The organism is Roseateles sp. GW821-FHT09B06 (assembly GCF_059418245.1).
The window spans coordinates 1-15,402 of the sequence record NZ_JBWKPM010000048.1; the positions used below are offsets into that span (position 1 = coordinate 1).

General features: G+C 63.4%; 13 protein-coding genes and 1 tRNA gene. 13 read left to right on the forward strand and 1 reads right to left on the reverse strand.

What is annotated here, in order from left to right:
* From AC07OQ_RS23930 to rpoC, 10 genes are all read left to right on the forward strand, one after another.
* A partial coding sequence (locus AC07OQ_RS23930; protein ID WP_495055166.1) for an EF-Tu C-terminal domain-related protein occupies positions 1-75 on the forward strand: 75 nt, incomplete at its 5' end.
* A 16-nt stretch (positions 76-91) separates the two neighbouring features.
* Positions 92-167: transfer RNA gene (locus AC07OQ_RS23935), tRNA-Trp, on the forward strand.
* Positions 168-298: 131 nt separating this feature from the next.
* A complete protein-coding gene (gene secE, locus AC07OQ_RS23940; protein ID WP_495055653.1) occupies positions 299-682 on the forward strand; it encodes a preprotein translocase subunit SecE in 384 nt (127 codons plus the stop codon).
* Between the two features lie 10 nt (positions 683-692).
* Complete coding sequence (nusG, locus tag AC07OQ_RS23945; RefSeq protein ID WP_495055654.1) at positions 693-1,271, forward strand: transcription termination/antitermination protein NusG; 579 nt, start codon at positions 693-695, stop codon at positions 1,269-1,271.
* Positions 1,272-1,443: 172 nt separating this feature from the next.
* Positions 1,444-1,875 carry a 50S ribosomal protein L11 gene (gene rplK / locus AC07OQ_RS23950; protein WP_183103976.1) on the forward strand — a complete coding sequence of 144 codons (432 nt, stop codon included), beginning with the start codon at positions 1,444-1,446 and terminating at the stop codon, positions 1,873-1,875.
* Between the two features lies 1 nt (position 1,876).
* Positions 1,877-2,584: a 50S ribosomal protein L1 gene (gene rplA / locus AC07OQ_RS23955; protein ID WP_495055655.1), complete on the forward strand. Its 708-nt coding sequence runs from the start codon at positions 1,877-1,879 to the stop codon at positions 2,582-2,584.
* 283 nt (positions 2,585-2,867) lie between these two features.
* On the forward strand, positions 2,868-3,401 hold the full coding sequence (rplJ, locus tag AC07OQ_RS23960) for a 50S ribosomal protein L10 (protein ID WP_495055656.1): 534 nt from the start codon (positions 2,868-2,870) through the stop codon (positions 3,399-3,401).
* Between the two features lie 48 nt (positions 3,402-3,449).
* A complete protein-coding gene (rplL, locus tag AC07OQ_RS23965; RefSeq protein ID WP_495055657.1) occupies positions 3,450-3,830 on the forward strand; it encodes a 50S ribosomal protein L7/L12 in 381 nt (126 codons plus the stop codon).
* Between the two features lie 324 nt (positions 3,831-4,154).
* Positions 4,155-8,276 (forward strand): DNA-directed RNA polymerase subunit beta, encoded by a 4,122-nt coding sequence (rpoB, locus tag AC07OQ_RS23970; RefSeq protein WP_495055658.1) that lies wholly within the window; start codon positions 4,155-4,157, stop codon positions 8,274-8,276.
* 21 nt (positions 8,277-8,297) lie between these two features.
* Positions 8,298-12,518, forward strand: coding sequence for a DNA-directed RNA polymerase subunit beta' (gene rpoC, locus AC07OQ_RS23975; protein ID WP_495055659.1), 4,221 nt, complete (start codon positions 8,298-8,300; stop codon positions 12,516-12,518).
* A 64-nt stretch (positions 12,519-12,582) separates the two neighbouring features.
* On the opposite strand, the gene AC07OQ_RS23980 is transcribed toward rpoC, so the two are convergent.
* The gene (locus AC07OQ_RS23980; RefSeq protein ID WP_495055660.1) at positions 12,583-13,038 is read right to left on the reverse strand and encodes a putative toxin-antitoxin system toxin component, PIN family; all 456 of its coding nucleotides are present in this window, start codon (positions 13,036-13,038) and stop codon (positions 12,583-12,585) included.
* Positions 13,039-13,314: 276 nt separating this feature from the next.
* On the opposite strand from AC07OQ_RS23980, the gene rpsL reads away from it, so the two are divergent.
* The 3 genes from rpsL to AC07OQ_RS23995 all read left to right on the forward strand — a co-directional run.
* Positions 13,315-13,689 carry a 30S ribosomal protein S12 gene (gene rpsL, locus AC07OQ_RS23985; RefSeq protein ID WP_199596310.1) on the forward strand — a complete coding sequence of 125 codons (375 nt, stop codon included), beginning with the start codon at positions 13,315-13,317 and terminating at the stop codon, positions 13,687-13,689.
* A gap of 157 nt (positions 13,690-13,846) precedes the next feature.
* A complete protein-coding gene (gene rpsG / locus AC07OQ_RS23990; protein WP_495055661.1) occupies positions 13,847-14,317 on the forward strand; it encodes a 30S ribosomal protein S7 in 471 nt (156 codons plus the stop codon).
* 69 nt (positions 14,318-14,386) lie between these two features.
* A partial coding sequence (locus tag AC07OQ_RS23995) for an elongation factor G (RefSeq protein WP_495055662.1) occupies positions 14,387-15,402 on the forward strand: 1,016 nt, incomplete at its 3' end.

The following is a 15,402-nucleotide window of genomic DNA, read 5'->3' on the forward strand; positions in this document are numbered from 1 at the left end:
GAAGGCCTGCGCTTCGCCATCCGTGAAGGTGGCCGTACCGTCGGCTCCGGCGTCGTCGCGACCATCATCGCCTAAGTTTTAAGAAGGCCACAGGGGCATAGCTCAATTGGCAGAGCGTCGGTCTCCAAAACCGAAGGTTGGGGGTTCGAGACCCTCTGCCCCTGCCAGCGAAAGTCCTCAGCGATAATCGCCGGTTCCAGTGGTCAAACAGCAGCCCGCGGGAGTTGATCTCGGCGGGCTTTGCTGCTGATGGGTCTTTCTTGTGAGGGGCCGCTCGGCAGGTTCAAGAGAAGCATCAATGTCCAATCCTCAAGTCGAAACGGTCACGACCGGCGCCGACAAGGTCAAGCTGGCTGGCGCCGCCATCCTGCTGATCGGCGCCCTGGTGGCTTTCTACGCACTGTCCAAGCAGGGTGCGATCGCCCAGTGGGCGGCGCTGCTGGTGCTGCTGGCGGCGGCGACGGGCACCTTCTTCACGTCGGAGTCGGGCAAGTCGCTGATCGCTTACGGTCAGGACTCGATCAAGGAAGTCCGCAAGGTGGTCTGGCCGACGCACAAGGAGGCGCGCCAGATGACCCTGTACGTGTTCGCCTTTGTCGTCGTGATGGCGTTGTTCCTGTGGCTGACCGACAAGACGCTGGAATGGGTGCTGTACGACCTGGTCCTGGGCTGGAAGCGCTGAAGAGGAAGACATGAGCGAAGAACAGAACGTCGTCGAAAGCGTTGCCCCGGCGGGCCTGCCCAAGCGCTGGTATGTGGTGCATGCCTATTCGGGCATGGAGAAGGCCGTCGAGCGCAATCTGCGCGAACGCATCGATCGCGCCGGCATGCAGGACAAGTTCGGTCGCATCCTGGTGCCGACCGAAGAGGTGGTCGAGCTGAAGAACGGCAAGAAGGCCGTGACCGAACGCCGCTTCTTTCCCGGCTATGTGCTGGTGGAGATGGCGATGGACGACGAATCCTGGCACCTGGTCAAGCACACCTCCAAGGTGACCGGCTTCGTCGGCGGCGCGAAGAACCGACCGGCCCCGATCTCGGAGGCCGAGGTGATGAAGATCGTCAACCAGATGCAGGAAGGCATCGAGAAGCCCCGGCCCAAGGTCGAGTGGACGGTGGGCGAGATCGTGCGCGTCAAGGAAGGCCCGTTCACCGACTTCAACGGTGCGGTCGAGGAGGTCAACTACGACAAGTCCAAGGTGCGCGTCTCGGTCACGATCTTCGGTCGCGCAACGCCGGTGGAACTGGATTTCGCACAGGTCGAGAAGGTCTGATCGACAAGATTCGGGCTTGGCGGTGCCCGGAGGCTTCGGCCATCGATACCGCTCGTAGTCAGTCTGCAACGAGAGGCGGACAAGAGGAGTGAAGGTAAGGCGCAAGCCCTAGTCCTTCGCGCTAGCACTCAGGCATTGCGGCGTGGCCGTCGTGGTGCTTCTAGGAGAAAACATGGCCAAGAAGATTGTCGGCTTTATCAAGCTGCAAATTCCGGCTGGCAAGGCAAATCCTTCGCCGCCGGTCGGTCCCGCGCTGGGTCAGCGCGGCCTGAACATCATGGAATTCTGCAAGGCCTTCAACGCCCAGACGCAGAGCTATGAGCCGGGTCTGAAGCTGCCGGTGGTGATCACCGCCTTCGCGGACAAGAGCTTCACCTTCATCATCAAGTCGCCCCCGGCGACCGTGCTGCTGAAGAAGGCTGCCAAGATCGAGAAGGGCTCGCAGCGCCCGCATCTGGACAAGGTCGGCAAGCTGACCCGCGCCCAGCTGGAAGAGATCGCCAAGACCAAGCAGAAGGATCTGACGGCCGCCGACATGGATGCCGCCGTTCGCACCATCGCCGGTTCCGCCCGTTCGATGGGCATCATCGTGGAGGGCGTGTGACATGGCCAAGCTGACGAAGAAGCAAAAAGCCCTGCAGGGCAAGGTCGAGTCCACCAAGCTGTACCCGCTGGGCGACGCGCTGAATCTGATCAAGAGCCTGGCCACCGCCAAGTTCGATGAGTCGATCGACGTGGCCGTGCAACTGGGTATCGACGCCAAGAAGTCGGACCAAGTGGTGCGTGGCGCCGTCGTGCTGCCTAACGGCACCGGCAAGACCAAGCGCGTGGCCGTGTTCGCCCAGGGCGCCAAGGCCGAGGAAGCCAAGGCCGCCGGCGCCGACGTGGTCGGCATGGAAGACCTGGCCGAGCGCGTCAAGGCTGGTGACATGCCCTTCGACGTGGTGATCGCCTCGCCGGACACGATGCGCATCGTCGGTACCCTGGGTCAGATCCTGGGTCCGCGCGGCCTGATGCCTAACCCCAAGGTTGGCACCGTGACCCCGGACGTCGCCACCGCCGTCAAGAACGCCAAGGCTGGCCAGGTCCAGTTCCGCGTCGACAAGGCCGGCATCATCCACGGCACGATCGGCCGTCGCTCGTTCGACACCGACAAGCTGGAAGGCAATCTGCGCGCGCTGATCGAGGCCCTGAACAAGGCCAAGCCGGCGTCGAGCAAGGGCATCTACCTGCGCAAGGTGGCGGTGTCCTCCACGATGGGCGTCGGCGCCCGCGTGGAAATCGCGACGATCAACGCCGCGGCCACGGCCTGAGCGAACTCAGACGAGGTGTGGCGCTAGTCTGGCGTCGCGCTGATGAATTGGTGGGCTGAGCCGGGCAACCGGCTCAGGCCATCCAAGACCGCTGGTGCGGAGCCTTTGCAGTATCGGAAGGCGACGCTTAATCGGGGATCTCGATTTCCGGCCAGCGCAGATGGCGGTCCCGCTGAAAGGATTGATGCCTCGAGCAATCGAGGTGGTTTCCTGACAGAAGGTCGCTAAATCCCGGTGCTCCGAGGGTCGCGAGGCTCGAGGGGCGTAATGTGAGGAGTAGACCTTGAGTCTCAATCGCAACGAGAAAGCAGCCGTCGTGTCGGACGTGGCAGCGCAAGCTGCCAAGGCCCAGACGCTGGCGCTGGCCGAGTACCGTGGCCTCACCGTGGAAGCCTTGAACAAGCTGCGCGTCATCGCGCGTGCCCAGGGTGTGTATCTTCACGTGCTGAAGAACACCCTGGCGCGTCGTGCTGTCGCCGGCACCCCGTTCGAGGCTGCCTCGGAGAGCATGGTCGGCCCGCTGATCTACGGCTTTTCGGAAGACGCTGTCGCCGCGGCCAAAGTCATCGCCGACTTTGCCAAGGGCAACGACAAGCTCGTCATCAAGGGTGGTGCCTACGGCGGCAAGGCTCTGGACGTCAACGGCGTGAAGGCGCTGGCGGCCGTCCCGAGCAAGGAAGTGCTGCTGTCGCAAGTCGCCGGCCTGCTCAAGTCGCCGGTGCAGCGCACCGCGGCCGTGCTGGCAGCCCTGGCCGCAAAGCGTGGCGAAGGCGCCGCTTCTTCGGAAGCCGCTGCCGAAGCCCCGGCTGCGGCCTGATCGACGCGCTAAGCGCGCAAGCAATCAATCTGTATTTAGGAAACTATCATGGCATTCGATAAAGACGCTTTCCTGGCTGCCCTGGACAGCATGACCGTTCTGGAACTGAACGACCTGGTCAAGGCAATTGAAGAGAAGTTCGGCGTGTCCGCCGCTTCGATGGCTGCTCCCGCTGCTGGCGGTGCTGCCGGCGGTGGTGCCGCTGCTGTCGAAGAGAAGACCGAGTTCACCGTGGTGCTGACCGAAGCCGGCGCCAACAAGGTCTCGGTCATCAAGGCCGTGCGCGAAATCACCGGCCTGGGCCTGAAGGAAGCCAAGGACCTGGTGGACGGCGCTCCGAAGCCCGTCAAGGAAGGCATTGCCAAGGCCGACGCCGAAGCCGCCAAGAAGAAGCTGGAAGAAGCCGGCGCCAAGGTCGAACTCAAGTAAGACCGAGGTCCGGGCCGGGCGGCTTGCTGCCCGGTTCGACAGCGAGAAAGGGGTGGTCCTCGGGGCCTCCCCTTTCGTCGTCTAGGGTTAGTCCCATTGAGGGCAGCTGAAAGAGCCGTGCTCGCGGTATGATGCGCGGTTCTTTCAAGTGTTCTCTGATCCGACTGCAGAGAGCCGGTTTGGTCGGGCCTTGGTGCAATGCCAGGGTTGTCCGCCAGCGGTTGGTAGTGGCCAACCACCAAGCTTCGAGCGCAATACTCGAAAAGCCAGTCGCCGACGAAGCCCGTTCCACGGCCAGGGATGGGCTCTCGACACGGAGTGTTTATGGCGCAAACAACCCCCTATAGCTATACCGAGCGCAAGCGTATCCGCAAGAGCTTCGGCAAGCGCGAGAGCGTTCTCAACGTTCCCTATTTGCTGACCATGCAGAAGGACTCGTACGTCGCCTTCCTGCAAAAAGACGTCCCCCCAGCCAAGCGCAAGCCCGAAGGCCTGCAGGCTGCCTTCCTTTCCGCCTTCCCGATCGTGTCGCACAACGGGTTCGTGGAGATGAAGTTCCTCGAATTCAACATCGCCAAGCCGCCGTTCGACACCCGCGAGTGCCAGCAGCGTGGCCTGACCTATGCAGCCGCCGTGCGCGCGCGCCTGCAGATGATCATCTACGACCGTGAGAGCCCGCAGGCCAAGACGGTCAAGGAAATCAAGGAGCAAGAGGTCTACATGGGCGAAGTGCCCCTGATGACCGACTATGGCTCCTTCATCGTCAACGGCACCGAGCGCGTCATCGTCTCGCAGCTGCACCGCTCGCCCGGCGTGTTCTTCGAGCACGACAAGGGCAAGACCCACTCGTCCGGCAAGCTGCTGTTCTCGGCCCGCATCATCCCCTACCGCGGCTCCTGGCTGGACTTCGAGTTCGACCCGAAGGACATCCTGTTCTTCCGCGTCGACCGTCGCCGCAAGATGCCGGTCACGATCCTGCTCAAGGCCATCGGCCTGAACCCCGAGCAGATCCTGGCCCACTTCTTCGTGTTCGACAACTTCCGTCTGATGGACTCCGGTGCCCAGATGGAGTTCGTGGCCGACCGCCTGAAGGGCGAGGTCGCGCGCTTCGACATCACCGACAAGAGCGGCAATGTCATCGTCGAGAAGGACAAGCGCATCACCGCCCGCCACGTGCGCCAGCTGGAGCAGTCCGGCACCCAGCATGTAACCGTGCCCGAGGACTACCTGGTCGGCCGCGTGCTGGCCAAGAACATGGTCGACGGAGACACCGGCGAGATCATTGCTAAGGCGAACGACGAGCTGACCGACGCGTTGCTGAAGAAGCTGCGCCAGGCCGGCATCAAGGACATCCAGGTCCTGTTCACCAATGAGCTGGATGAAGGCGCCTACATCAGCCAGACCCTGGCCTCGGACGAAACCGCCGACCAACTGGCCGCACGCGTCGCGATCTATCGCATGATGCGCCCCGGCGAGCCGCCGACGGAAGACGCGGTGGAAGCGCTGTTCAACCGTCTGTTCTACAGCACCGACACCTACGATCTGTCGCGCGTCGGCCGCATGAAGTTCAACGCCCGCGTGGGCCGCGACACGCCCGAAGGCGCGATGAATCTGTCGAACGAGGACATCCTCGACGTCGTCAAGATCCTGGTCGAACTGCGCAATGGCCGCGGCGAGGTCGATGACATCGACCACCTGGGCAACCGTCGCGTGCGTTGCGTCGGCGAACTGGCCGAGAACCAGTACCGTTCGGGCCTGGCGCGTATCGAAAAGGCCGTCAAGGAGCGTCTGGGTCAGGCCGAGACCGAGGCCCTGATGCCGCACGACCTGATCAACTCCAAGCCGATTTCCGCGGCGCTGAAGGAGTTCTTCGGTGCGTCGCAGCTGTCGCAGTTCATGGACCAGACCAACCCGCTGTCCGAGATCACGCACAAGCGTCGCGTCTCGGCCCTGGGCCCGGGCGGTCTGACCCGCGAGCGCGCCGGCTTCGAAGTCCGCGACGTGCACCCGACCCACTATGGCCGCGTCTGCCCGATCGAAACGCCGGAAGGCCCGAACATCGGTCTGATCAACTCGCTGGCACTGTTCGCGCAGCTCAACGAGTACGGTTTCCTGGAAACGCCTTACCGCCGCGTCGTCGACGGCAAGGTGACTTCGCAGATCGACTATCTGTCGGCCATCGAGGAAGGCAAGTACGTCATCGCCCAGGCCAATGCCTCGCTGAACGAGCAGGGCCAGTTGGTTGATGAACTGGTGTCGGCCCGTGAAAACGGCGAATCGGTGCTGACCTCGCCCGAGCGCATCCAGTACATGGACGTGGCGCCGACACAGATCGTGTCGGTGGCGGCCTCGCTGGTGCCCTTCCTGGAGCACGACGATGCGAACCGCGCGCTGATGGGCGCCAACATGCAGCGTCAGGCCGTGCCGACGCTGCGTCCCGAGAAGGCCATGGTCGGTACCGGCGTCGAGCGCGTCGCGGCCAAGGACTCGGGCACCGTGGTGGCGGCGCGCCGCGGCGGCGTGGTCGACTACGTGGACACGAACCGCATCGTGATCCGCGTGAACGACAACGAGACCGTGGCCGGCGAAGTCGGCGTGGACATCTACAACCTGATCAAGTATCAGCGCAGCAACCAGAACACCAACATCCACCAGCGCCCGATCGTGCGCCGCGGGGACAAGGTGGCGGCCGAGGACATCATCGCCGACGGCGCCTCGACGGACATCGGCGAACTGGCCCTGGGCCAGAACATGCTGGTGGCCTTCATGCCCTGGAACGGCTACAACTTCGAGGATTCGATCCTGATCAGCGAGCGTGTGGTGGCCGAAGACCGCTACACCTCGATCCATATCGAAGAGCTCGTCGTGATGGCCCGCGATACCAAGCTGGGCTCCGAGGAAATCACCCGCGACATCCCGAACCTGAGCGAGCAGCAACTCTCGCGTCTGGATGAATCGGGCATCGTCTACGTCGGCGCCGAGGTGAACCCCGGCGACGTGCTGGTCGGCAAGGTCACGCCGAAGGGCGAGACCACGCTGACGCCGGAAGAGAAGCTGCTGCGCGCCATCTTCGGCGAGAAGGCTTCGGACGTGAAGGACACCTCGCTGCGCGTGGACCAGGGCACCAACGGTACCGTGATCGACGTGCAGGTCTTCACCCGCGAAGGCATCCAGCGCGACAAGCGCGCCCAGCAGATCATCGACGACGAGCTGAAGCGCTTCCGCCTGGACCTGAACGACCAGCTGCGCATCGTCGAGAGCGATGCCTTCGACCGTATCGAGAAGCTGCTGGTGGGCAAGGTCGCCAACGGCGGCCCGCAGAAGATCGCCAAGGGCACGGTCATCGACAAGGCCTATCTGGCCGGCGTCGAGAAGTTCCACTGGTTCGACATCCGTCCCGCCGAGGACGACGTCGCCAACCAGCTGGAATCGATCAAGAACTCGCTGGAGCAGACCCGCCATTCGTTCGATCTGGCCTTCGAAGAGAAGCGCAAGAAGCTGACGCAGGGCGACGAGCTGCCGGCCGGCGTGCTGAAGATGGTCAAGGTCTACCTGGCCGTCAAGCGCCGCCTGCAGCCCGGCGACAAGATGGCCGGCCGCCACGGCAACAAGGGCGTCGTGTCCAAGATCACCCCGATCGAAGACATGCCCTATATGGCCGACGGCACGCCCGCCGACATCGTGCTGAACCCGCTGGGCGTGCCTTCGCGCATGAACGTGGGTCAGGTGCTGGAAGTGCATCTGGGCTGGGCCGGCAAGGGCATCGGTCAGCGCATCGGCGACATGCTGCAGCAGCAGGCCAAGGTGGCCGAACTGCGCAAGTTCTTCGACGAGCTCTACAACCAGAGCGGCGGCAAGAGCGAGAACCTGGACGAGCTGAGCGACGACGAAGTCGTCGAGATGGCGCACAACCTCTCCAAGGGTGTGCCGTTCGCGACCCCGGTGTTCGATGGCGCCAAGGAAGAAGAAATCCGCGCCATGCTGAAGCTGGCTTACCCGGACGACATCGCCGCGAAGAAGGGCCTGACCCCGACGCGCACCCAGGCCTATCTGTACGACGGCCGCACCGGCGAGCAGTTCGAGCGCCCGACCACCGTCGGCTACATGCACGTGCTGAAGCTGCACCACCTGGTGGACGACAAGATGCACGCCCGTTCGACCGGCCCGTACTCGCTCGTCACGCAGCAGCCGCTGGGTGGTAAGGCGCAGTTCGGCGGCCAGCGTTTCGGTGAGATGGAAGTGTGGGCGCTGGAAGCCTATGGCGCCTCCTACATCCTGCAGGAAATGCTGACCGTGAAGTCCGACGACGTGAACGGCCGTACCAAGGTCTACGAGAGCATCGTCAAGGGCGAGCACGCGATCGAGGCCGGCATGCCGGAGTCGTTCAACGTGCTGGTGAAGGAAATCCGTTCGCTCGGTATCGACATCGAGCTCGAGCGCAACTAAGCATAGGAACAGGAGAGACACATGAAAGGTTTGCTGGACCTGTTCAAGCAGTTCACGCCGGACGAGCACTTCGACGCGATCAAGATCGGGCTGGCCTCGCCCGAGAAGATCCGTTCGTGGTCCTTCGGCGAGGTGAAGAAGCCCGAGACCATCAACTACCGGACCTTCAAGCCCGAGCGCGATGGCCTGTTCTGCGCCAAGATCTTCGGCCCGATCAAGGACTACGAGTGCCTGTGCGGCAAGTACAAGCGCCTGAAGCACCGCGGCGTGATCTGCGAGAAGTGCGGCGTTGAAGTCACCCAGACCAAGGTGCGTCGCGAGCGCATGGGCCATATCGACCTGGCCGCACCCTGCGCCCACATCTGGTTCCTGAAGTCGCTGCCGTCGCGTCTGGGCCTGGTGCTCGACATGACCTTGCGCGACATCGAGCGCGTGCTGTATTTCGAAGCCTATGTGGTGGTCGATCCCGGCATGACCCCGCTGAAGAAGTTCTCGATCATGAGCGAGGACGACTACGACGCGAAGCGCGCGGAGTTCGGCGACGAGTTCATCGCCCTGATGGGCGCCGAGGGCATCAAGAAGCTGCTGGAGGAGATGGATCTCGACATCGAGATCGATCGCCTGCGCAACGACATGACCGGCTCGGAGCTGAAGGTCAAGAAGAACTCCAAGCGCCTGAAGGTCATGGAGGCCTTCAAGAAGTCCGGCATCAAGCCGAACTGGATGGTGATGGAAGTGCTGCCGGTGCTGCCGCCGGACCTGCGTCCGCTGGTGCCGCTGGACGGCGGTCGCTTCGCGACCTCGGATCTGAACGATCTGTATCGCCGCGTCATCAACCGCAACAACCGTCTGGCTCGCCTGCTGGAGCTGAAGGCTCCCGAGATCATCGTGCGCAACGAAAAGCGCATGCTGCAGGAAGCCGTCGATTCGCTGCTGGACAACGGTCGTCGCGGCAAGGCCATGACCGGCGCGAACAAGCGTGCCCTCAAGTCGCTGGCCGACATGATCAAGGGCAAGAGCGGTCGTTTCCGTCAGAACTTGCTGGGCAAGCGCGTCGACTACTCGGGCCGTTCGGTCATCGTGGTGGGTCCGACGCTCAAGCTGCATCAATGCGGTCTGCCCAAGTTGATGGCGCTGGAGCTGTTCAAGCCCTTCATCTTCTCGCGTCTGGAGGCGATGGGCATCGCCACCACGATCAAGGCCGCGAAGAAGGAAGTCGAATCCGGCACGCCGGTGGTCTGGGACATCCTGGAAGAGGTCATCAAGGAGCATCCGGTGCTGCTGAACCGCGCGCCGACCTTGCACCGTCTGGGCATCCAGGCCTTCGAGCCCGTGCTGATCGAAGGCAAGGCCATCCAGCTGCACCCGCTGGTCTGCGCCGCCTTCAACGCCGACTTCGACGGTGACCAGATGGCCGTTCACGTGCCGCTGTCGATCGAAGCGCAGATGGAAGCCCGCACCCTGATGCTGGCCTCCAACAACGTGCTGTTCCCGGCTTCCGGCGAACCTTCGATCGTGCCGTCGCAGGACGTGGTGCTGGGTCTGTACTACGCCACCCGCGAGCGCATCAACGGCAAGGGCGAAGGCCTGGTGTTCACCGACGTGAGCGAGATCATCCGCGCGCTGGAGAACGGCGCCGTGGAAATCACCGCCAAGATCAGCGTGCGCCTGACCGAGTACACCAAGGACAAGGAATCCGGCGAGTGGATCCCCGAGACCAAGTTGGTGGACACGACCGTCGGCCGCGCCCTGCTGAGCGAGATCCTGCCCAAGGGCCTGCCGTTCTCGAACATCAACAAGGCGCTGAAGAAGAAGGAAATCTCGCGCCTGATCAACACGTCCTTCCGCAAATGCGGTCTGAAGGAGACCGTGGTGCTGGCCGACAAGCTGCTGCAAAGCGGTTTCAAGCTCGCCACGCGCGCCGGCATCTCCATCGCGGTGGACGACATGCTGGTGCCCAAGCAGAAGCACGAGCTGATCGAGCGTGCCGAGAAGGAAGTCAAGGAGATCGAGCAGCAGTATGTCTCGGGCCTGGTGACCGCCGGCGAGCGCTACAACAAGGTCGTCGACATCTGGGGCAAGACCGGTGACGAGGTGGGCAAGGTCATGATGACCCAGCTCTCCAAGCAGAAGACCCTGGACCGCAACGGCAAGGAAGTGGATCAGGAGTCCTTCAACTCCATCTACATGATGGCCGACTCCGGTGCCCGCGGTAGCGCGGCCCAGATCCGTCAGCTGGCTGGCATGCGGGGCCTGATGGCCAAGCCGGACGGCTCGATCATCGAGACGCCCATCACGGCGAACTTCCGTGAAGGTCTGAACGTTCTGCAGTACTTCATCTCCACCCACGGTGCTCGTAAGGGCCTGGCGGATACGGCGCTGAAGACCGCGAACTCCGGCTACCTGACCCGTCGTCTGGTCGACGTGACCCAGGATCTGGTTGTCACCGAAGTGGATTGCGGTACCGACAACGGCATGAACATGCGTGCCCTGGTCGAAGGCGGTGAGGTCATCGAATCGCTGCGCGACCGTGTGCTGGGTCGTGTAGCGGCCATCGATGTGCTGCACCCCGAGACTCAGGGTCTGCTGATGTCGGCCGGCAATATGCTGGACGAGGACATCCTGGACGTGCTGGAGCAGGCCGGCGTCGACGAGATCAAGGTCCGCACTCCGCTGACCTGCGCCACCCGCTTCGGTCTCTGCGCCAAGTGCTACGGCCGCGATCTGGGTCGTGGCGGCCTGGTCAACACCGGTGAGGCCGTGGGCGTGATCGCCGCGCAGTCGATCGGTGAGCCGGGCACGCAGCTGACGATGCGTACCTTCCACATCGGTGGTGCGGCCTCGCGTGCTGCGGTGGCTTCCAGCGTCGAAGCCAAGTCGGACGGCATCATCGGCTTCAATGCCACGATGCGCTACGTCACGAACGGCAAGGGTGAGCTGGTGGTGATTTCGCGTTCCGGCGAAATCATCATCGCCGACCCGCATGGCCGCGAGCGCGAGCGTCACAAGGTGCCGTATGGCGCGATCCTGAACATCAAGGCCGACCAGACCATCAAGGCTGGCCTGATCTTGGCGAACTGGGATCCGCTGACCCGCCCGATCATCACCGAGTTCGCCGGCCAGGCGAAGTTCGAGAATGTCGAGGAAGGCGTCACCGTCGCCAAGCAGGTGGACGAGGTCACCGGTCTGTCGACTCTGGTCGTGATCGATCCGAAGCGCCGCGGCGCCGCCAAGGTGGTGCGCCCGCAGGTCAAGCTGCTGGACGCCAACGGCAACGAGGTGAAGATCCCCGGCACCGACCATTCGGTGACGATCGGCTTCCAGGTCGGTGCGCTGATCCAGGTGCGCGACGGCCAGGATCTGGCCCCCGGCGAGGTGCTGGCGCGTATCCCGGTGGAAGGCCAGAAGACCCGCGACATTACCGGCGGTCTGCCGCGCGTGGCTGAGCTGTTCGAAGCCCGTTCGCCCAAGGATGTGGGCGTGCTGGCCGAGCAGACCGGTACCGTGTCCTTCGGCAAGGAGACCAAGGGCAAGGTGCGCCTGGAGATCACCGATCCGGACGGCAAGAAGCACGAAGTGCTGGTGCCCAAGGAGAAGAACATCCTGGTGCACGAAGGCCAGGTGGTGAACCGCGGCGAGCTGATCGTCGACGGCGCGGCCGATCCGCAGGACATCCTGCGTCTGCTGGGCATCGAGGAACTGGCGCGCTACATCGTCGACGAAGTGCAGGACGTGTACCGTCTGCAGGGCGTGAAGATCAACGACAAGCACATCGAGGTGATCGTTCGCCAGATGCTGCGCCGCGTGCAGATCACCAACCCCGGCGACACGCACTACATCCTGAATGAGCAGGTCGAGCGCTCGGAGCTGCTGGATACCAATGACCGCATGCGCAAGGAGGGCAAGATGATTGCCACCCATGCGGACGTGCTGCTGGGTATCACCAAGGCTTCGCTGTCGACCGACTCCTTCATCTCCGCGGCTTCCTTCCAGGAAACCACCCGCGTGCTGACCGAGGCTGCCATCATGGGCAAGCGCGATGAGCTGCGTGGTCTGAAGGAGAACGTGATCGTCGGCCGACTGATCCCGGCCGGTACCGGCATGGCCTTCCACGACGCCCGTCGTGCCAAGGAAAGCATGGACGAGGCCGAGCGCCGCGCCATCGCGATGCAGGAGGCCGAGGAGCTGGCTGCCGCACAGATGGCCAGCGTCGATGCGCCGGCCGAAGGCTCGGCCGAGTAATCGGCTGTCGCCTCCCGGCTTGGTTCCTGCTAAAAGGGCCGCCTTCGGGCGGCCCTTTTCCTTTTCATGTGGCGTCGGGTGGTGGTGGCTGCTTGATCCAGGCCGCCGGGCCCAGGATCTCCAGACCCAGCTTGCGAGCTCGCTTGGCCAGGGCCAGCACCGCGCGGTCGCGCGAGATCAGCCAGCGGGCGCCGGCGGCCAGGGCCAGATCGATGAAGATCTGGTCGTCCGGGTCGCGGCAGATCAGGCGTACCGCTGGTGGCGGAGGCTGCTCCTGCATCCGGCACAGGCGTGCGAAAGCGGCCTCGATCCGGGCCATGTCGGGCCGGCGCTCGGCAGCGACACCGCGGGCCAGCACATGGCGCAACTCGTCCAGCATGCGCGGCGCGCCGATCCAGCACAGCCGCCCGGCTTCCAGGGCATCGACCAGCGGCTGCACACCGGGCTCCGAGAACACCAGCCAGTCCATCACTACCTGAGTGTCCAGCACCACCAGGGGCCGGGTTTGCGGGTCGCTCATCGATAGGCTGGGGCGGGTGGCGGGGCCGGCAGCATAGCCGAAGCAGGGCGGACTTGTGCGTATTTGGGGAGCTGGGCTACAATCGCGGGCTCTCTAGCAGGACTAGCTGCGTCTGCGGCCGCCACTGATGGACTGATAGGGAATGAGGAACGCACTGCGCGCCAGCGTGGTGCGTTTACTCGTTTCCAGAAATCAATCGTGCGCGCCGGATGCTTTGGGCCACCCTGGCCGCTGGCTGCGGGGAGATCTGTGACTTCAAACGGGAACAAGTTACTTATGCCAACTATCAATCAGCTCGTGCGCCAAGGCCGTGAGGCCGAGGTCACGAAATCCAAGTCGCCGGCAATGCAGAATTGCCCGCAGCGCCGCGGCGTCTGCACCCGCGTCTACACCACGACCCCGAAGAAGCCGAACTCGGCTCTGCGTAAGGTTGCCAAGGTGCGTCTGACCAACGGGTTCGAGGTCATCTCGTACATCGGCGGTGAAGGCCACAACCTGCAAGAGCACAGCGTCGTGCTGGTGCGCGGCGGTCGTGTCAAGGATCTGCCGGGTGTGCGTTACCACATCGTGCGCGGTTCGCTGGATCTGCAGGGCGTGAAAGACCGCAAGCAGTCGCGTTCCAAGTACGGTGCCAAGCGTCCGAAGAAGTAAATCCATCGTCTGTCATGGCGTGCAGCTCCGCTGTCGCCGGATTATTTTGCGGTTCGTGCGACTCCATCGTGAGCGCAGCGGCCGAGTAAGTGGATGGCCCCTGATGTTGGTGGTCGTCCAAGGCTCCACAGCCAACTGAAGCAAGAGGAAGATTCCCATGCCACGTCGTCGCGAAGTACCCAAGCGCGAGATCCTGCCGGATCCGAAGTTCGGTTCCGTTGATCTGTCCAAGTTCATGAACGTCATCATGGAATCGGGCAAGAAGGCCGTTGCCGAGCGCATCATCTACGGTGCCCTCGAGCAGGTCGAGAAGAAGGTCGGCAAGGACCCGCTGGAAGTGTTCATGATCGCCCTGAACAACGTGAAGCCCATGGTCGAAGTGAAGTCCCGCCGTGTCGGCGGTGCGAACTACCAAGTTCCCGTGGAAGTTCGTCCCGTCCGCCGGATGGCTCTGGCCATGCGTTGGTTGAAGGAATCGGCCCGCAAGCGTGGTGAGAAGTCGATGGCCCAGCGTCTGGCCAACGAGCTGCTGGAGGCCTCCGAGGGCCGCGGCGGCGCGATGAAGAAGCGCGACGAAGTGCACCGCATGGCCGAGGCCAACAAGGCCTTCTCGCACTTCCGCTTCTAAACCACCTTGTCCCAGCCGCCGCGGGTTTCTACCGACCCGCTGGCGGCTCAATGCATTTGGAGTGACACCATGTCCCGCAAGACCCCCATCGAGCGCTACCGCAATATCGGTATCTCCGCGCACATCGATGCCGGCAAGACCACCACGACCGAGCGCATCCTGTTCTACACCGGTGTGAACCACAAGATCGGTGAGGTGCATGACGGCGCCGCCACGATGGACTGGATGGAGCAGGAGCAGGAACGCGGCATCACGATCACGTCGGCCGCGACGACCTGCTTCTGGAAGGGCATGGACATGTCCTTCCCCGAGCACCGCATCAACATCATCGACACCCCCGGACACGTGGACTTCACGATTGAGGTGGAGCGTTCGATGCGCGTGCTGGACGGCGCCTGCATGGTCTACTGCGCCGTGGGTGGCGTGCAGCCCCAGTCCGAGACCGTCTGGCGTCAGGCCAACAAGTACAAGGTGCCCCGCCTGGCCTTCGTCAACAAGATGGATCGCACCGGCGCGAACTTCTACAAGGTCGTCGACCAGATGAAGCTGCGCCTGAAGGCCAACCCCGTGCCGGTGGTGCTGCCCATCGGTGCCGAGGAAAACTTCAAGGGTGTGATCGACCTGATCAAGATGAAGGCGATCTACTGGGACGAAGCGTCTCAGGGCATGAAGTTCGACTATCGCGACATTCCTGCCGAGATGATGGCCGACGCCCAGAAATGGCGCGACAACCTGGTCGAGGCCGCGGCCGAGTCCAGCGAAGAGATGATGAACAAGTACCTGGAGTCCGGCGAGCTGAGCGAGGCCGAGATCATCCTGGGTATCCGCACCCGCACCATCGCCGCTGAAATCCAGCCGATGTTCTGCGGTACCGCCTTCAAGAACAAGGGCGTGCAGCGCATGCTGGACGGCGTGATCGACTTCATGCCCTCGCCGGTGGACGTTCCTCCCGTGCCCGGCACGGACGAGGATGACCAGCCGACGACGCGCAAGGCCTCCGATGACGCCAAGTTCGCCGCCCTGGCCTTCAAGCTGATGACCGACCCCTATGTCGGCCAGCTGACCTTTGTGCGCGTCTATTCGGG